General features: G+C 70.6%; 15 protein-coding genes. 8 read left to right on the forward strand and 7 right to left on the reverse strand.

Translation table 11 applies throughout. The annotated features are described in order from the left end of the window. The first annotated feature begins 238 nt into the window (after positions 1 to 238). Entirely contained in the window at positions 239 to 2,050 is a 1,812-nt protein-coding gene (locus HFL01S_RS10395; protein WP_066258084.1) for a sigma-54-dependent Fis family transcriptional regulator, read from the forward strand. A 96-nt stretch (positions 2,051 to 2,146) separates the two neighbouring features. Here the strand turns inward: HFL01S_RS10395 and HFL01S_RS10400 are convergent, their stop codons facing one another. Further along, entirely contained in the window at positions 2,147 to 3,196 is a 1,050-nt protein-coding gene (locus tag HFL01S_RS10400; RefSeq protein WP_084383206.1) for an outer membrane protein, read from the reverse strand. A 253-nt stretch (positions 3,197 to 3,449) separates the two neighbouring features. Here HFL01S_RS10400 and ttcA point away from each other — a divergent pair, with 253 nt between their 5' ends. Beyond that, a complete protein-coding gene (ttcA, locus tag HFL01S_RS10405; protein ID WP_066258087.1) occupies positions 3,450 to 4,376 on the forward strand; it encodes a tRNA 2-thiocytidine(32) synthetase TtcA in 927 nt (308 codons plus the stop codon). 40 nt (positions 4,377 to 4,416) lie between these two features. Beyond that, positions 4,417 to 5,049, forward strand: a complete 633-nt coding sequence (locus HFL01S_RS10410) for a DUF4136 domain-containing protein (protein ID WP_066258089.1) — start codon at positions 4,417 to 4,419, stop codon at positions 5,047 to 5,049. Between the two features lie 15 nt (positions 5,050 to 5,064). Here HFL01S_RS10410 and HFL01S_RS10415 read toward each other — a convergent pair whose 3' ends face one another. After that, positions 5,065 to 7,032 carry a hybrid sensor histidine kinase/response regulator gene (locus HFL01S_RS10415; protein WP_066258090.1) on the reverse strand — a complete coding sequence of 656 codons (1,968 nt, stop codon included), beginning with the start codon at positions 7,030 to 7,032 and terminating at the stop codon, positions 5,065 to 5,067. Between the two features lie 107 nt (positions 7,033 to 7,139). Between HFL01S_RS10415 and HFL01S_RS10420 the strand changes: the two genes are divergently transcribed. Then, positions 7,140 to 7,778 (forward strand): histidine phosphatase family protein, encoded by a 639-nt coding sequence (locus tag HFL01S_RS10420; protein ID WP_066258091.1) that lies wholly within the window; start codon positions 7,140 to 7,142, stop codon positions 7,776 to 7,778. 16 nt (positions 7,779 to 7,794) lie between these two features. Further along, positions 7,795 to 9,522 carry a lysoplasmalogenase family protein gene (locus HFL01S_RS10425; protein ID WP_066258092.1) on the forward strand — a complete coding sequence of 576 codons (1,728 nt, stop codon included), beginning with the start codon at positions 7,795 to 7,797 and terminating at the stop codon, positions 9,520 to 9,522. Here HFL01S_RS10425 and HFL01S_RS10430 read toward each other — a convergent pair. Both HFL01S_RS10430 and ruvB read right to left on the reverse strand, forming a co-directional pair. Continuing rightward, the gene (locus HFL01S_RS10430; RefSeq protein WP_066258094.1) at positions 9,510 to 10,496 is read right to left on the reverse strand and encodes an SPOR domain-containing protein; all 987 of its coding nucleotides are present in this window, start codon (positions 10,494 to 10,496) and stop codon (positions 9,510 to 9,512) included. The two genes, HFL01S_RS10425 and HFL01S_RS10430, sit on opposite strands and share 13 nt — an antisense overlap. A 1-nt stretch (position 10,497) precedes the next feature. Beyond that, a complete protein-coding gene (ruvB, locus tag HFL01S_RS10435; protein WP_066258096.1) occupies positions 10,498 to 11,556 on the reverse strand; it encodes a Holliday junction branch migration DNA helicase RuvB in 1,059 nt (352 codons plus the stop codon). 98 nt (positions 11,557 to 11,654) lie between these two features. Here ruvB and HFL01S_RS10440 point away from each other — a divergent pair, with 98 nt between their 5' ends. Then, positions 11,655 to 12,752, forward strand: coding sequence for a carbonic anhydrase (locus HFL01S_RS10440; protein ID WP_066258098.1), 1,098 nt, complete (start codon positions 11,655 to 11,657; stop codon positions 12,750 to 12,752). Here the strand turns inward: HFL01S_RS10440 and HFL01S_RS10445 are convergent. Continuing rightward, a complete protein-coding gene (locus HFL01S_RS10445) occupies positions 12,721 to 13,689 on the reverse strand; it encodes a hypothetical protein (protein WP_157538836.1) in 969 nt (322 codons plus the stop codon). The genes HFL01S_RS10440 and HFL01S_RS10445 overlap by 32 nt on opposite strands. A 34-nt stretch (positions 13,690 to 13,723) precedes the next feature. Next, complete coding sequence (gene ruvA / locus HFL01S_RS10450; protein ID WP_066258103.1) at positions 13,724 to 14,302, reverse strand: Holliday junction branch migration protein RuvA; 579 nt, start codon at positions 14,300 to 14,302, stop codon at positions 13,724 to 13,726. Positions 14,303 to 14,339: 37 nt separating this feature from the next. Between ruvA and HFL01S_RS10455 the strand changes: the two genes are divergently transcribed. Together HFL01S_RS10455 and ybeY are read left to right on the forward strand one after the other, a co-directional pair. Next, positions 14,340 to 15,314 (forward strand): PhoH family protein, encoded by a 975-nt coding sequence (locus HFL01S_RS10455; RefSeq protein ID WP_066258105.1) that lies wholly within the window; start codon positions 14,340 to 14,342, stop codon positions 15,312 to 15,314. Positions 15,315 to 15,337: 23 nt separating this feature from the next. Continuing rightward, positions 15,338 to 15,790: an rRNA maturation RNase YbeY gene (gene ybeY / locus HFL01S_RS10460; protein WP_066258107.1), complete on the forward strand. Its 453-nt coding sequence runs from the start codon at positions 15,338 to 15,340 to the stop codon at positions 15,788 to 15,790. On the opposite strand, the gene HFL01S_RS10465 is transcribed toward ybeY, so the two are convergent. Beyond that, positions 15,791 to 16,783: a chorismate transformation FkbO/Hyg5 family protein gene (locus tag HFL01S_RS10465; protein ID WP_066258109.1), complete on the reverse strand. Its 993-nt coding sequence runs from the start codon at positions 16,781 to 16,783 to the stop codon at positions 15,791 to 15,793. Positions 16,784 to 16,811 lie beyond the last annotated feature (28 nt).

A 16,811-nucleotide genomic window follows, 5' to 3' on the forward strand; every position in this document is an offset into this window, starting at 1 on the left:
GGTTGTGTGCCGGGTGCGCCCCGGCTGTGCCCACCGTGCTTTGCAACGGGCGTACCAGTCGCCGGCCGCCGCACCGGTCGCGAACGTCCGCCGGGCCCCTGCACCAGAGGGAGCGCTCCGGACAAACCCTGATCGCTGGAAAGTGCCCTGCGGACCGCGTGACTGCGGGAAAACGTCACTGCAAAGAAACATTCATGAATGCGAACATTGAATGTCTGCATTCATTTTTGGTTGTCCCATGCCCGCTCCCCGCATCTCCCTGGCCCAGCTTCACCGCGCCACCGGCGCCGCCCGGCCGGTGCCGCCCGCCCAGGCGCCGTTCTCCGGCCAGTGGCGCTTCGACCTGCAGCAGGTCGACGGCAGCAGCCACCCGACCGTGGCCGACCTGAGCGAATGCCTGTTCTTCTCGCCCGGCGACGGCCGCATCTGGCTGCAGGACCAGCGCATGGTGCTGATGCACGCCGAGGCCCTGGGCGGGCTGCGCCGCGAGCTGATCGAGACCATGGGCCTGGACAAGGCGCGCGGCCTGCTGACCCGCATGGGTTATCTCAGCGGCGCGCGCGATGCCGAGCTGGTGCGCCGCCAGTGGCCCGACGCCGAACCGCCCGTGGCGGCCGTGGCCGGCACCCGGCTGCACGCGCTGGAGGGCGTGGTGAAGGTGGAGGTGGTGCGCGTGAGCTACGACGCCGCCACCGGCGACTACCAGGGCGAATTCCTCTGGCACAACTCCAGCGAGGACGACGAGCACATCGCGGTCTACGGCGTCGGCGGCTCGCCCGCCTGCTGGATGCAGACCGGCTACGCCACGGGCTATGTGAGCACGCTGTTCGGCCGGCTGATCCTGTTCCGCGAGGTGGCCTGCCGCTCCGCCGGCGACGCGCAATGCCGGGTGATCGGCAAGTCGGTGGAGCTCTGGGACGACCCGGAGGAAGACCTGCGCCACCTGCAGCTGGGCGAGGACGGGCCGGACGCCGAGCCGGCGGCGGCGCCGCTGGGGCCGTGGGCCACGCAAGGGGCCACGGGCGGGCAGGACCCGACCCTGGTCGGCGCCTCGTCCGCCTTCAACGCCGCCTTCCACATGGTGCGCCGCGTCGCCCCCACCCCCGCCACCGTGCTGTTCACCGGCGAGTCCGGCGTCGGCAAGGAGATGTTCGCGCGCAGCCTGCACCGCAGCAGCGACCGCGCCGGCCGGCCCTTCATCGCCATCAACTGCGCCGCCATTCCCGAGACCCTGATCGAGTCCGAGCTGTTCGGCGTCGAGCGCGGCGCCTTCACCGGGGCCGGCACCTCGCGCCCGGGCCGCTTCGAACGCGCCGACGGCGGCACGCTGTTCCTGGACGAGATCGGCACCCTCAGCCTCGTGGCGCAGGGCAAGTTGCTGCGTGCCCTGCAGGAAGGCGAGATCGAGCGGGTGGGCGGCACCAAGACGCTGCGGGTGGACGTGCGGCTGGTGGCGGCCACCAACGAGAACCTGCGCGAGGCGGTGCGCCAGGGGCGCTTCCGGGAGGACCTGTTCTACCGGCTCAACGTCTTCCCCATCCACCTGCCGCCGCTGCGCGAGCGGCGCGACGACATCCCGCTGCTGATGCAGCACTTCCTGCACCACTACCGCGAGCGCTACCAGCGCGACGTACCCGGCTTCAGCCAGCGCGCCGTCAAGGCCCTGTTCAACTACGGGTTCCCCGGCAACATCCGCGAGCTGCAGAACCTGATCGAGCGCGCGGTGATCATGGTCAACGACGGCGAGCTGATCGACGTGCACCAGCTGTTCCGGGGTGGCGAAGAGCTGGGTGACGGCGTGCTCTCGCTGCCCGCCGAAGGCGTCGCGGGCGGGCGCCTGGTGGGCACCCCCGAAGGCACCGCCGTGGGGGCCGCGCAGGTGCCCGGCCAGACCCTGGAAGGCGCCGAACAGCAGTGGATCGCCGCCGCCCTCAAGCGCACCGGCGGCAACGTGGCGGCTGCGGCCCGGCAGCTGGGCATCACCCGCGCCACCCTGCTCTACCGCGCCCGCCGCCACGGCCTGGCGGTCGGCCGGGACGCCCGGCCCTGAATGTGGCGATCACCACCCGCTGCCAGAATGAAAAAGGGCCCCTCGCGGGGCCCTTTCTGCTGTGCGGGCGGAGGCTTCAGGCCACCAGCGCCGGCATCACTTGAAGTTGTACTGGACGCCAACGCCCAGGTACATCAGCTCTTTCCACGAACGGGCTTCGTCCGAGCTCTTCTTCAGGAAGACGTCGAAGTCGCTGCGCAGCGACAGGTTCTTGGTGAACGCGTGGGTCAGACCCAGGCCCAGGGTCGGGCGGGTCTGCGTGCCTTCGACGGCGTCGCTGTGCTTCACGCGGGCGACGCCGGCCTTGCCGAACAGGCGGGTGGCTTCACCCAGGTCGGTGCCGGCGGTGCCGCGCAGGCCCAGGGCGCTGACCTTGGACTCCAGGCCGTTCTCGAAGTTGTGGCCGCTGCCGAACTGGGCAAAGGCTTCCGCACCCCAGAGCTTGTTGAACTGGTAGCCGGCGCCCAGTTGCAGGGCGGGCTTGGTGTCGTGGTCGTTGTGCTGGGCGATGCCGTCGATCGGGCCGTTGCCGATCAGGTCGCGCTGGGCGCCGACGGTGCCGAACACGTACGGGAAGGCCACGACTTCAGCGGCCTTGGGCACCGGCGCCGGGGCGACCGGAGCGGGCGCAGGCGCGGCCGCCACTGGGGCGGGCGCGGGAACCACGGCGGGCACCGGGGCCGGAGCGGCCACCGGGGTCGGGCGCGGCAGCAGGTCGGAGAAGTGGTTGTCGCACTGGCGCATGGTCACGCGCACGATCTTGCCGCTGGCGTCCTTGTAGGCGTTGACTTCCATGTTCGGGCTGAACGGGATCCACTTGCCCTGCAGGGCCTTGCTCACGCCGCCGCGGCCGCGGGCCGTGGCCACGCCCTTGTCGCAGGCGCCCTTGGCGTAGGTGGGGCTCAGGTCCTTGAGCAGCATCGGCGACACCGAGGCTTCACCGGCGCGCAGCTTGGGCTTCTGCTTGGTCTGGGGCTTGTAGAACTTGGCCGCGCCGCTCTGGATGGCGGCGTCGCAGGCCTCGGGCGTGGCGTAGCCCGTGTTGCCGTCGCGGTCGGTGGTCATGCCGGCGGTCTGGGCGGCGGCGACGGAAGAGACGGTGAACAGAGCGGCGGCCAGGGCCACCCGATGAAGAGCGAAAGACATCAAGAAGACTCCAAATAAAATCGTGGATCGCCCGCAACGACCGAATCGCGGGCCGCAACAGATGAAGAGGGAAAAACATGCGGTGGCCTGCGAGCCACCGACATCGGCCGGGATTCTACCTATTGACCCGTGCCGGCCACGAGGGCGTCGCCGTTCTGCCACAGCCGACGCCCGACCTGTGCACTTCCGCTCGCCGCGGCGTTTTCCCGTCGCGTCTGGCGCAACGTCCCCCCTCCGAACCGAGGCCCGACCCATGACCCCAGAAAAACTCGCCTTCGAAAACCAGAAACTCGAAAAGCGCCTGTGCCGCGAAGTCGGCCGCGCCATCGTGGACTACAACATGATCGGGGAAGGCGACCGCGTGATGGTCTGCCTCTCGGGCGGCAAGGACAGCTACGGCCTGCTCGACATCCTCATGAAGCTGCAGAAGCGCGCGCCGGTGAACTTCGAGCTGATCGCGGTCAACCTCGACCAGAAGCAACCGGGCTTTCCGGCCCACATCCTGCCCGAATACCTGTCCAAACTCGGTATCAAGTTTCACATCGAGACACAAGATACCTATTCGATCGTCAAGGAAAAGATCGAACCAGGCAAAACCATGTGCAGCCTGTGCAGCCGGCTGCGCCGAGGCATCCTCTACCGCGTGGCGAAGGAGCTGGGCGCGACCAAGATCGCGCTGGGCCACCACCGCGACGACATGCTGCAGACCCTGTTCCTGAACATGTTCTTCGGCGGCAAGCTCAAGGGCATGCCGGCCAAGCTGGTCAGCGACAACGGCGAGTTCATGGTGATCCGCCCGCTGGCCTACGTGCCCGAGAAGGACATGATCCGCTGGGCCGAACACCGGCAATTCCCCATCATTCCCTGCACGCTCTGCGGCAGCCAGGAGAACCTGCAGCGCAAGCAGGTGGGCAACCTGCTGCGCGACTGGGACAAGCAGTTCCCCGGCCGGCTGGAGAACATGCTGCACGCCCTGCAGAACGTGGTGCCCAGCCACCTGATGGACCGCTCGCTCTACCCCTTCCAGACCCTGAAGACCACCGGCGCGCCGGTGGCAGACGGCGACCTGGCGTTCGACGAGGAGCCGCTGGTGGCGCCCGCGGCCGCCGCCGAAGCGGACGCCGAGGAAGTGAACGTCCGGCCCCGTGCGACGGTCATACCGATTGCCGCCACCACCTGACCTGGGTGCCGAGCCAGGCGCCCAACCCGCCGGAGGAACCATGACCCGCCTCGCCCTTGTCCTGCTGACCACCCTCGCCCTGGCCGGCTGCGCCGGCACCTACCGCGTGGACAACGCCGTGCAGAGCTACGCGCACTGGTCGGCCGACATCCCCACCGGGCAGGCCACGGCGGCCGTGCCCCAGGCGCCGCAAACCTACCGCTTCGAGCGCCTGCCCTCGCAGAAAGAGGGTGGGTCCGCCGAGGACCAGAACCGGCTGGAAGCCTGGACCCGGACCGTGCTGGAAACGCACGGCTGGACCGTCGCCGAGGCACCCGCCGCGGCCCCCTGGCGGGTGCAGGTCACGGCCACCACCCTTCGCAACGCCCGCAGCCCCTGGGACGACCCGTGGGCCGGCTGGCGCTTCCGGGGACAGGTCGTGGCTGGCAATGGCTATTTCTACTGGTCTCCGATGTTCGTCGTGCCGATGGACATGCCCTGGTACGAGCGAAAGGTGGCCGTGGTGATCCGGGATGCGGCGTCGGGCCGTGTGGTCTACGAAACCCAGGCCAGCCACGAAGGCCGCTGGAACAGCACGCCCGCGCTCTGGCAGGCCATGCTGCAAGCGGCGCTGAACGGGTTCCCGGTGCCGCCGTCCGGCCCCCGGCAGGTCGACGTCGACCTGCCGCGCTGAGCCCGGCCGGCACCGTCAGCGCGGCGGAGCCTCCATCAGCGCGCGCACCGCATCGGCCAGCGCGTCCATGCTGTCCTGCTTGCCCAACACGTCGGCCACGCCCGCCGCAGCCGCGGCTCCGAGCAGCGCCTCGTTCACATGCCCCGAGACGATGGCGATGCGCAAGCCGGGCCGCAGCGCACGCGCCGCCTGCGCCAGCTCCACGCCGCTCATGCCTGGCATGTTGTGGTCGGTCACGCACAGGTCCACCGGCTCGCGGCTGCTGCGGAACCAGGCCAGGGCCTCCTCGCCCGACAGGAAGGTGCTGACCCGGTAACCGTGCTTGCGCAACAGCCGGCCGGCCAGGAACACCAGCGCCTCGTAGTCGTCCACATAGACGATGTGCCGCCCCGGGGGCGCGGGAACGGGCGGAGTTGGCGCAGCCGGCGCAGGCGCCTCGGCGTCTGTGGCGCCCGAGGCCAGCGGCAGGAAGACGTCGAACCGGGTGCCTTCGCCCGGCGTGCTGTGCAGCGTGATCGCACCCTGGTGCGCCTTGACGATGCCGTGCACCACCGACAGCCCCAGCCCGGTGCCGCTGCCCGGCGCCTTGGTGGTGAAGAAGGGTTCGAACACGCGCTGCTGCGTCGCCTCGTCCATGCCCGGGCCGTTGTCGGCCACGCTCAGCAAGGCATAGGCACCGGGCGGCAGATGGCCCAGCCGCAGGGCCTCTGCCGCGTCCAGCGCCACCTCGTCCAGCCCCACGGTGATGTCGCCCGGCCGCTGGTCCAGCGCCTGCCAGGCGTTGGTGCAGAGGTTCATCAGCACCTGCTGCACCTGGGTGGCATCGGCCAGCACCGGCAGCGGCGTTGCGGCCAGGCGGGCGTTCAAGCGCACGCCCGCGGGCAGCAGCGAGCGCATCAGCCGCAGCGCCTCGTTCACCAGCGGCTTGAGCGGCTGGCGCTGCAGCTCCTGCGTCTGGCGCCGGCTGAAGGCCAGGATCTGCTGCACCAGCTGGCGCGCGCGGATGGCCGCGCGGTGGATCTCGGCCAGGCTCTCCTGGGCGGCGTGGTCCGGCCCCGCGTCCTCGCGCGCCAGGGCCAGGTTGCCGAGGATGGCCGCCAGCAGGTTGTTGAAGTCGTGCGCCACGCCGCCGGCCAGGGTGCCGATGGCCTCCATCTTCTGCGACTCGCGCAGCTGCGTCTCCAGCGCCCGCTGCTGCGCCTCGGCCTGCTTGAGTTCGGTGATGTCGGTGTGCGTGCCCACCATGCGCAGGGGCCGGCCGTCGGCGTCGCGCGCGATCACCATGCCGCGCGAGAGCACCCATTTCCACGACCCGTCCTTGCAGCGGATGCGGTGTTCGTTGCGGTACAGCGCGGCGCGGCCCTCGAAGTGCGCCTGCCGGTCGGCCTGCATCTGGGCCACGTCGTCCGGGTGGGTGCGCTCGTCCAGCTCCTGTGCGCGCGGCGCCAGCTCGTCGTCGGTGTAGCCGTACATGGCCTTGATGCGCGGCGACACGTATTCTTCGCCGGTCACCAGGTTCCAGTCCCACACACCATCCCCGGCGCTGTCCAGCGCCAGCTTCCAGAGCGCCTCGCTTTCCCTGAGCGCCAGCTCGGACTGCATGCGCTCGCTGATGTCCTCGACGGTGCCTTCGTAATAGAGCAGCCGCCCCTGCGGGTCGTACACCCCGTGGGCGTTTTCGTTCACCCAGCGGTGCTCTCGGTCGCAGTGGCGAATCACCTCGGACACGAAGCCGCGCACGAAGCCGTCGCGCACCAGCTGCGCCTGGAACTCGGCCCGGCGGCCGGGTTGCACGTACCAGTCGCTGGCCGACCGGTTCACGTCGGCCAGCATGACCTGCTCGTCGCTGTAGCCGTTGATCTGCACCAGCGCCGGGTTGGCACGCAGCATCACGCCGTCCCTGGAACTGCGGTAGGCACCGATCGGCAGGAACTGGAACAGCGACGAGAAGTCCGCCACGCGGGCGTCGTGGTGATCCGGCATCGCCACATTGTGTCTTGCAACCCGAACCTCCGGCACCCGCCGGCCATCTGGTGGCCAGACCGTGCGTCCGGCGCTACAGTGGCCGTTTTCTCCCCGAGGACATCTCCTTGCACGTCACCCGCATCATCGCCGTGCGCCATGGCGAAACCGCCTGGAACCGCGACACCCGCATCCAGGGCCACACCGACATCGCCCTGTCCGACAAGGGCCGCTGGCAGGCCGAGCGCCTGGCCCAGGCCCTGCGCGACGAACCCATCGCCGCGTTCTACGCCAGCGACCTCTCGCGCGCCTTCGACACCGCCAGCACCACAGCCCGCGCCCACGGCAAGCCGGTGCAGACCCACAAGGGCCTGCGCGAACGCGCCTTCGGCCGCTTCGAGGGACTGACCTGGGCCGAGATCGAGGCCCACCACCCGGAAGATTCGCAGGCCTGGCGCAAGCGCGTGCCCGACTTCGCGCCACCGGGCGGCGAGTCGCTGCTGCAGCTGCGCGAGCGGGTGGTCGCCGCCGTCGACGAGATCGCGGCGCGCCACCCCGGCGAGCAGCTGATGCTGGTAGCGCACGGTGGCGTGCTGGACGTGCTCTACCGCGCGGCCACGCGGCTGGAGCTGCAGGCGCCGCGCACCTGGGACCTGAGCAACACCGCCGTCAACCGCCTGCTCTGGACGCCCGAGGGCCTGGGCCTGGTGGGCTGGGCCGACACCGGCCACCTGCAGGACGGGGCGCTGGACGAGAGCACCACCTGAGCCGCCGACGCCCGCCATGAGCCCGAACCAGGTCATCGTGCTCGCCACGCCGGTGTTCCTGGTGCTCATCGCCATCGAGTTCTGGGTCGGCCGGCGGCGCGGGCGCAACACCTACGCGCTGGCCGACACGCTGGGCAGCATCGGCCTGGGCATGCTCAGCCGCATCGCCGACGTGTTCACGCTCGCGCTGCGCCTGGGCATCTACGTCTGGGTGCAGGACCACGCCGCGCTGTGGCAGGGCGACACCTTCTGGACCTCGCCCGCGGGCTGGCTGCTGGCCCTGGTGTTCTACGACTTCCTCTACTACTGGAACCACCGCCTCGGCCACGAGGTGGGTGTGCTGTGGGCCGCGCACGTGGTGCACCACCAGAGCCAGCACTACAACCTCTCGACCGCGCTGCGCCAGCCTGCCAGCTACGCGCTGCTGGGCTGGGTGTTCTACCTGCCGATGGCTCTGGCCGGCGTGCCGCCGCTGGTGTTCGCCGTGGTCGGTCTGGTGGACCTGCTCTACCAGTTCTGGATCCACACCGAGCAGGTCGGCTCGCTCGGCCGCTTCGACCGCTGGTTCGCCTCGCCCTCGAACCACCGCGTGCACCACGCGGTGAACGACCGCTATGTGGACAAGAACTACGGCGGCATCCTGATGCTCTGGGACCACCTGTTCGGCAGCTTCGAACCCGAGGACCCGCAGGAGCCCTGCGTCTACGGCACACGCAAGCCGCTGCAGAGCTGGGACCCGGTCTGGGCCAACGCCGAGGTCTATGCGGGGCTGGCCCGCGACAGCGCGCGCGCCGGCCGCTGGGGCGACCGGCTGCGCACCTGGCTCAGGCCCCCGGGTTGGCGCGCGCCCGATGTGGCGGCCCGCTGGCCAGCCCCGGCCTTCGACCTCGGCGCCGTGCAGCGCTTCGCCCCACCGGCCAGCCGTGGCGCGCAGGTGCTGGCGGCGCTGGTGTTCGTGCTGCTGCTCGGTGGCGTGGCCTTCTTCCTCTGGACCGCCGACGCGCGCGCCCTGCCCGGCAACCTGGTCTGGGCCGCCGCCCTGCTGGCCGGTCTCTGGACCCAGGGCGCACTGTTGCAGGGTCGCATCGGCCCGGGTCTGGCGCTGATGCTGCTCAGCGCGGCGGTGGCCACGCTCACCGCCGCCGAGGGCTGGACCATGCTGCACCGGGTGTTCAAGCCGCTGACCATGCTGATCGCCATCGGCCTGGCGCTGCGCGCGGACGGGCGGGGCAAGGGCTGGCTGCTGGCGGCGCTGGCCGGCTCCCTGGCGGGCGACGCCTTCCTGATGTTCGAGGGTTTCTTCATTGCCGGCCTGGCGTCGTTCCTGCTGGCGAACCTGGCCTACATCATCCGCCTGCGGTCCGACGCGCCCTGGTTCGCCGACCGGCGGGCGCTGGCGGCGGTCGGCGCCGTGGGCCTGGGGATGTACGCCCTGCTCTGGAACGGAGGGCCATGGAGCGGCGGTCTGCCGCCGGGCCTGCGAGCGCCGGTGGCGGCCTATGTGCTGGCCATCGCGCTGATGGTGTCGCAGGCGCTGGGGCGGGCCCGCGTGCACGCCGATCCGGCGGCCTGGCGCGTGGCCGCGGGCGCCCTGTGCTTCATGCTCAGCGACACCCTGCTGGCAACCGACCGTTTTCTTGTGCCGCTGCCGGCGCGCGACCTGTTGGTGCTCGCCACCTACTACGCGGCGCAGGGCCTGATGGTGGCTGGGCTGTTGTCTGCGGCGCCGCGTCAGGGGGCGTAGACGCGGGCTTCCAGCCCCAGGGCCCGCACCTTCGCCGCCGCCCGCTCGGCCTCTTCACGCCGCTCAAAGGGCCCCACCCGCACGCGGGTGAGCGGCCCCCGCGCCGACTCGATCGGGTCTTCCAGCACGGGCAGACCGGCTTCGACCAGCAGGGTCCTGGCCCGCTGGGCATTGGCCTCCCGGGCGAACATGCCCACGTTGACGCCGAAGCCGCGCGGCCGGGGCCTGAGCACCGGCTCGGGCGCCGCCGGGGCGGGTTCGGCCGCAGCCGATGCGGGCACGGCCGCCACGGATTCGACAGGGGCCTGAACCGGCGGCACGTCGGGCGGAGCCGGCGGCGCCTCGGTGGGCGACGCCACGGGCGGTGACACGACCTGCGGCGCTTGCTGCGGCGGCGCAGGCGCTTGGACCTGCGCTGCTTGCGCCACCGCCGGACGCCACTGCTGCCCGACCACCCCGGCCAGCAAGGCCACCACCACCAGGGCGGCTGCCGCGGCCACCAGACCCGCCACGCGCCAGCCGTACTCGGACCGCTCCAGCCGCTCCACCGCCTCCTGGAAACTGTCGGCCTGCTCGACGGCGGCGGCCACGCGCTCGCGCAAGCCCCGGTGCAGCCAGGCCATGCCCCAGAGCCCGGGCAGCGCGCACCACAGCACCAGGGCCGTGGCCGTCAGCCCGATCCGGATGCCCGTGGGCACGCCCTCGGCGCGCATCCACAGCCAGCCCAGCGCCGCGGCGACGGCAAGCGCCAAACCGGCCTGCGCGAATGCGGCGCCCCACAGCCGCCAATAGGCCAGCCAGGCCAGCTGGCCCAGGGCCGCACGCGTGTTCCAGACCAGGGCCGAGTGCCCGCGTTCCTCGAAGCGCGCGATGACGGGCAGGTAGGCATGGGCACCGGCCGGGCCCAGCGCCGCGCGGTACAGCGACGCCGCGCTGGCGGGCAGTCCGGAGGGGTCGTGCTGCCCGGTGTCCACGTCAGCCGGCGTCCTGGAACAGCTGATCACCCGAGGCCGGCGGCGCCACGCCCAGGTGGCGGTAGGCGGCCAGCGTGGCGGTGCGCCCGCGCGGCGTGCGCTGCAGGTAACCCTGCTGGATCAGGTAGGGCTCGATCACGTCCTCGATGGTGTCGCGCTCTTCGCCAATACTGGCGGCGATGTTGTCCAGCCCCACCGGCCCGCCGTCGAAGCGGTGGATCACAGCTTCGAGCAGCTTGCGGTCCATCAGGTCGAAGCCCTGCGGGTCGACGTCGAGCATGGTCAGCGCGCGGCCGGCGATGTCGGCCGTGATGCGGCCGTCGCCCTTCACGTCGGCATAGTCGCGCACGCGGCGCAACAGGCGGTTGGCGATGCGGGGCGTGCCGCGCGAGCGGCGCGCAATTTCAAACGAGCCGGCCGCGTCGATGGGCGCGTTCAGCAGGCCGGCGCTGCGCGTGACGATGCGCGAGAGCTCCTCGGCGGTGTAGAACTCCAGCCGCGCCACGATGCCGAAACGGTCGCGCAGCGGGTTGGTCAGCATGCCGGCGCGGGTGGTGGCGCCCACCAGCGTGAAGGGCTGCAGGTCCAGCTTGATGCTGCGCGCCGCCGGTCCCTCGCCGATCATGATGTCGATCTGGTAGTCCTCCAGCGCGGGGTAGAGGATTTCTTCGACGACCGGGCTGAGCCGGTGGATCTCGTCGATGAACAGCACGTCGTTCGGTTCAAGGTTGGTCAGCAGCGCCGCCAGGTCCTTGGGCTTTTCCAGCACCGGTCCGCTGGTCTGGCGCAGGTTCACGCCGAGCTCCTGCGCAATGATGTGGCTCAGCGTGGTCTTGCCCAGGCCGGGCGGGCCGAACAGCAGCACGTGGTCCAGCGCCTCGGCGCGCTTTTTCGCGGCACCGATGAAGATCTCCAGCTGCTCGCGCACCTTCTGCTGGCCCACGTACTCGTCCAGCAGCTTGGGGCGCAGGGCGCGCTCGATCGCTTCTTCCTTGGGCGAAAAAGTGGTGGCGGAAACGACCCGCGGTGCGGGGGCGAAATCGTCGGTCTGGATGCTCACGGAGCCGACTATACAGGCCCGTTTCCGGGGCGTGGCTCAAGTCGAAGACGCAGGTTGCCGATACCCGAAACACCCCCTGTTGTCCGACCACGCCCACCATGCACCGCACCGCCACCGCCCACCGTCCAGCGACCTCGACGCTGATCCGGACCGCCCTCGCTTCGGCGCTGCTCATGGCGGCGGCCTGGTTCCTGATGGCGCCGGGCACGGCACGGGCCTCCGACGCCCCCAGCCATGCCCCGCCACCACCGGCCGCCATCACCCTGCCGGTGGGCACGGCCAAACCCGGCGCCCAGCCCCGGAACGCCGCGGCCGCCACGGCCGACGCAACGGCCTCCGACGCCCGCTCCGACCCACAAGCGGTCGCCGCCAAAATCAAGGCGGTGCTGGACAAGCACCGCGGCGCCGAGGTGGCGCCGCCCGCTCAACCGAGCGCCGAGCGGGTGGCCAAGGCCATCCGCAACGGCCACGCCGCGCCCGAGGCCCATGGCGGCCCTACGGCCAAGGGACACGACCCGCACTGGTCCTACGAGGGCAGCTACGGTCCCGAGCACTGGGCCCGCGTCAAGCCCGAGTTCAACACCTGTGCCATCGGCAAGCGCCAGTCGCCGGTGCACATCCAGGAGTCCGTCACGCTGCAGGGTCCGGCCGAGCCGCTGCAGTTCGACTACCGCCCCAGCGGCGGCAGCGTGGTGAACAACGGCCACACCATCCAGGTCGACCTGGAGCCGGGCAACACCCTGAGCGTGCGCGGCTCCACCTACGAGCTGCTGCAGTTCCACTTCCACCACCCGTCGGAAGAGCGGGTCAACCACCGCAGCTTTGCCATGGTCGCGCACCTGGTGCACAAGAACCACGAAGGGCAGCTGGCGGTGGTGGCGGTGCTGATCGACCCGGGCGCCGCCAACGGGCTGATCAACAAGGTATGGACCCACCTGCCTCTGGACAGCGGCGACCGGGTGCGCCTGCCCGCGGGTCTGATCGACCTGCGCGAGCTGCTGCCCGCCGACCAGCGCTACTACCAGTTCATGGGCTCACTCACCACGCCGCCCTGCACCGAAGGCGTGCTGTGGAACGTGCTCAAGAGCCCGGTGACGGTGAGCCGGGAGCAGCTCAAGCTGTTCTCGCAGATCTTCCCGAACAACGCCCGCCCGGTGCAGGCGCTCAACGGGCGCGTCGTGCGGGAGGGGATGTGAGCCGCGGTGCCACGGCCGGGGCGCCGCTGAACTCGTAGAGGGCCAGTCCGTCGGCGTTGCGGCCGGCGCGCCGCCCCACCGGCTCGACCGGCTGGGCCTTCACGCGCGCCAGCAGCGCCGGGTCCAGGGGCGCGCGACCGGTGCTCGCCTGCTCACGGAAAAAATCCATGTTGATCTGTCCCGACTCGACCATCACCCGGTCCAGCGGACACGCGACTTCCGCCTTTTCTTCCCCTGGGGCGCAGCGCTGCGCGTCGTAACCGATATCGAGCACCGGCACACGGACCGTGTTGATCAGCAAGGCATCCCCGGCCCGGACCTCCAGCGTGGCCAGCGGGCCCCGCCGGCCGAAGGCCAGCACACGGTCGACCACGTTGACGGCCGGGCGGTAGCGCTTCTCCTCGTACCAGCCCGCCTCCTGGGCGATGCGTTCGTAGTAGGTGGGCGGGTTCTGGCCCCACACCAGGCAGTCGCCATAGCGCCCGGCAGACGCGCAGTAGGTGGCCCCGGGAATCATCCCCCGCTCGACCACCCGGTCCTTCCAGACCCGCTCGATGTAGGGCTCGCTGTACATCCGGTTGAGCATGAAGAGCTGCCCCACCGAACCGATCGCGCCCGGCGCCGCCAGGGCCCCGGGGACCGCCCGCCCGGGCCCCGCATAGCCAGACGCGGCGACCAGGTGGTAGGTGCCCGGCTCGACCACCACCATCTGGTAGGCGCCTCCGATGCGGGTCTTGGCCTCCGCCATGACCGACAGCGTGAAGCTCTGGTCCGGGTTTCCCTGCCGCACCCACAGCGCCCCGCCTTCGGTGAATCCGGGGCTGATGACCACCGCCTGGCCGGATTCCAGCGCCTTTTCCATCTTGCCGCTGGGCGTGAACGCGCAGCCCGAGAGCGCCAGCCCCCACAGGTGCAGCCACCACATGCCTTTTTTCATTTCCCCTCCCCTGGCCGTATCGGCCTGTGCCCGCCTACTTCGCCAGCGACTTCAGCGCCAGCTTGATGCCCTCGCTCACCCCCACGCCCGCCGGCAGCGCCTTCAGGGCCGCCGCAGCGTCCTTCTCGTTGTAGCCCAGGGCCATCAGCGCCTGCTGGATGTCGCTGGCCGCGTCGCCCACGGCGGCGGCCACGCCAGGCAGCGGCAGGTCGGCGCCCAGCTTGCCCTTGAGTTCGAGCAACAGACGCTCGGCGGTTTTCTTGCCGATACCGGGCACCTTGACGATGCGGCCGGCCTCCTGCGCCGTCACCGCCTGCGCCAGCTCGGCCACGGACAGGCCCGAGAGCACGGAGAGCGCGGTGCGCGGGCCGATGCCGCTGATCTTGACGAGCTGGCGGAAGGCCTCGCGCTCGGCCGCGCTCCCGAAGCCGTAGAGGATCTGCGCGTCCTCGCGCACCACGAAGTGCGTCAGCAGCGACACCTTCTCGCCCGCCGCCGGCAGGTTGTAGAAGGTGCTCATGGGCACGTCGACCTCGTAACCGACGCCGTGGCAGTCGATCAGGATCTGGGGCGGGTTCTTTTCCAGCAACGTGCCGGTCAACTTGCCTATCATTCAAGACCTTTCTTTGGACTGCCCGGGATTATCCGTTTTGCTCCTCCGCCACACCTTCTCGCCGCCCGACAACCACCGCATGGCCCACCTGTGCGGCCCGATGGACAGCCACATCCGCAGCATCGAAGCGGCGCTGCAGGTCAAGGTTGCGCACCGCTTCGAGCAGTTCCGCATCGAAGGCCCCAAGGCCAAGGCCAACCAGGCGCTGGAAGTGCTGCAGGCCCTGTACGAGATGGCGAAAAAGCCCATCCCCGACGAGAAGGTGCAACTCATGCTGGCCGGCGACACCGCGCTGCCGCCCGGCGGCGACGAGGCCACCGCGATGCAGACGCGCCGCGGCGAGGTGCGCGGGCGCACGCCCAACCAGGCGCGCTACCTGGACAACATGGCCACGCACGACATCACCTTCGGCATCGGCCCGGCCGGCACCGGCAAGACCTACCTGGCCGTCGCCTGTGCGGTCGATGCGCTGGAGCGCAGTGCGGTGCAGAAGATCGTGCTGACCCGCCCGGCGGTGGAGGCTGGAGAGAAGCTGGGCTTCCTGCCCGGCGACCTGGGCCAGAAGGTGGACCCCTACCTGCGCCCGCTGTACGACGCGCTGTACGACCTGATGGGTTACGACAAGGTGATGAAGGCCTTCGAGCGCCAGCAGATCGAGATCGCACCGCTGGCCTTCATGCGCGGGCGCACGCTCAACCACGCCTTCGTCATCCTCGACGAGGCACAGAACACGACCGTGGAACAGATGAAGATGTTCCTCACCCGCATCGGTTTCGGCAGCAAGGCCGTGGTCACGGGCGACGTGAGCCAGATCGACCTGCCGGTGACCCAGCTCTCGGGCCTGATCGACGCCGAGCGCGTGCTCAAGCGCGTGACCGGCATCGCCTTCAACCGCCTGACCAGCGCCGACGTGGTGCGGCACCCGCTGGTCGCCCGCATCGTCGACGCCTACGAGGCGCGCAGCCCAGGCCTGGCCGAGGCCCCGCGCGGCAGCCGCCGCAAATCCGCCTGACCCACCCGCCCGACGATCCGACCATGGCCCTGCCTTCGCTTTCGCTTTCCCTGCAGTTCGGTGACCTGAAAGACGCCGCCCGCCACCGCGCCGCGCTGCCGCGCCACACCGTGATCCGCTGCATCCGCCACGCACTGGAGGCCGACGCCGAGATCACCGTGCGCATCGTCGACGCCGACGAGGGCCAGTCGCTCAACCGCGGCTACCGCGGCAAGGACTACGCCACCAACGTGCTGACCTTCGACTACGCCACCGAACCGGTGGTGATGGCCGACCTGGTGCTGTGCGCGCCGGTGGTGGCCCGCGAAGCGAAGGAACAGAAGAAGACCCTGGCTGCGCACTACGCGCACCTGCTGGTGCATGGCACCCTGCACGCCCAGGGCTGGGACCACGAGACCGGCGAAGCCGACGCCGAGGCGATGGAAGCGCGCGAGATTCAGATCCTCGCCGGCCTGGGCATCAAGAACCCGTACTGATCAGCGGACACACTGCCCTTCGATCTCGACCAGCAGATCGCTGCGGCACACGTCGGCCAGCAGATACGTGACCGGCGCGTCGCCCAGGCGCTGCGCGACCACCTCGCGCACCGTGGCCAGGTCGGCTGCGTGGCGCACATAGGCCCGGTAGCCCAGATCGCCCAGTGCGAACGGGCCGCTGCGGGATTTCGCCGAAGCCTCGTCCAGCACCGCCGCGATGTTGTCCAGGCTCTCGGCTGTCTGCGCCCGCACGTCGCCCGCGTGCACGGTCTGGTGACCGACGATGCTCGCGGTGCCCGAGACGAACAGGATCTCCTGACCCGGCGGGTGCACCAGCGCGGCGCGCGAGAAGGTGGGGCTGCGCGGTCCGTAGCGGTCGGGGTAGAGAAAGGCGCTCACCTGGCGCGGGTTCTCGACCGGCACGATGGGCGTCGGCCCGGCGAGGAAGGCAACCGTCAGCGGACCGGACGCCACCCCCAGCGCGCAGGCCGCCGGCACCCGCCCCACCACGCTGCGCGCCCCGGCCTCGAAAGCGTCGCCGCGGCCCATGTTGAACTGGCGGTAGCGCTCCAGCCCGTCGGCCTCGCCGTTGATGTCGGCCATGTAGTTCCACAGCCGCCACAGGTGCGGCAGGCCCTGGGCATCAAGCAGGCGGAAGATGCGCGCGTAGACCTCGAAGGCCGCCTGCTGCAGGGCGCTTCGGCCCGGTTCGGGGGTCACACCAGCCTCCTGCACATCCACCACCCCGAACAGCAGGTCGCCGCTGCGGCGCCAGGCCACACCCTCGTGCTCACCGGCCTGCATCGGGGCGCCCTCGGGCACCACCCAGCCCTCCAGCAACGGATCACCACCGTGCAGCACCGGGGTCGACAGGTTCTGCAGCGGCCAGCCGACGGGCTCTGGCGGCGCACCCGCGCCGACCCGGAAACCTCCGAGCACACTCCCGGCCGGCAACGACGACAAAGAACGGAAGGTCAGGAGCGACAGGCTCATTCGGTCAACAGCCAAGAAACAGGAAGGA

The organism is Hydrogenophaga flava NBRC 102514, assembly GCF_001571145.1.
In the GTDB taxonomy this organism is placed as follows: Bacteria; Pseudomonadota; Gammaproteobacteria; order Burkholderiales; family Burkholderiaceae_C; genus Hydrogenophaga; species Hydrogenophaga flava.

Excerpts from the sequence above, each read along its gene's own strand:
- ybeY (WP_066258107.1), top strand. The coding sequence starts at position 15,338 with ATGGCCCTGCCTTCGCTTTCGCTTTCCCTGCAGTTCGGTGACCTGAAA.
- HFL01S_RS10415 (WP_066258090.1), bottom strand. The coding sequence starts at position 7,032 with ATGCCGGATCACCACGACGCCCGCGTGGCGGACTTCTCGTCGCTGTTC.
- ttcA (WP_066258087.1), top strand. The coding sequence starts at position 3,450 with ATGACCCCAGAAAAACTCGCCTTCGAAAACCAGAAACTCGAAAAGCGC.
- HFL01S_RS10445 (WP_157538836.1), bottom strand. The coding sequence starts at position 13,689 with ATGAAAAAAGGCATGTGGTGGCTGCACCTGTGGGGGCTGGCGCTCTCG.
- HFL01S_RS10440 (WP_066258098.1), top strand. The coding sequence starts at position 11,655 with ATGCACCGCACCGCCACCGCCCACCGTCCAGCGACCTCGACGCTGATC.
- HFL01S_RS10465 (WP_066258109.1), bottom strand. The coding sequence starts at position 16,783 with ATGAGCCTGTCGCTCCTGACCTTCCGTTCTTTGTCGTCGTTGCCGGCC.
- HFL01S_RS10425 (WP_066258092.1), top strand. The coding sequence starts at position 7,795 with ATGAGCCCGAACCAGGTCATCGTGCTCGCCACGCCGGTGTTCCTGGTG.
- HFL01S_RS10410 (WP_066258089.1), top strand. The coding sequence starts at position 4,417 with ATGACCCGCCTCGCCCTTGTCCTGCTGACCACCCTCGCCCTGGCCGGC.
- HFL01S_RS10400 (WP_084383206.1), bottom strand. The coding sequence starts at position 3,196 with ATGTCTTTCGCTCTTCATCGGGTGGCCCTGGCCGCCGCTCTGTTCACC.
- HFL01S_RS10395 (WP_066258084.1), top strand. The coding sequence starts at position 239 with ATGCCCGCTCCCCGCATCTCCCTGGCCCAGCTTCACCGCGCCACCGGC.
- ruvA (WP_066258103.1), bottom strand. The coding sequence starts at position 14,302 with ATGATAGGCAAGTTGACCGGCACGTTGCTGGAAAAGAACCCGCCCCAG.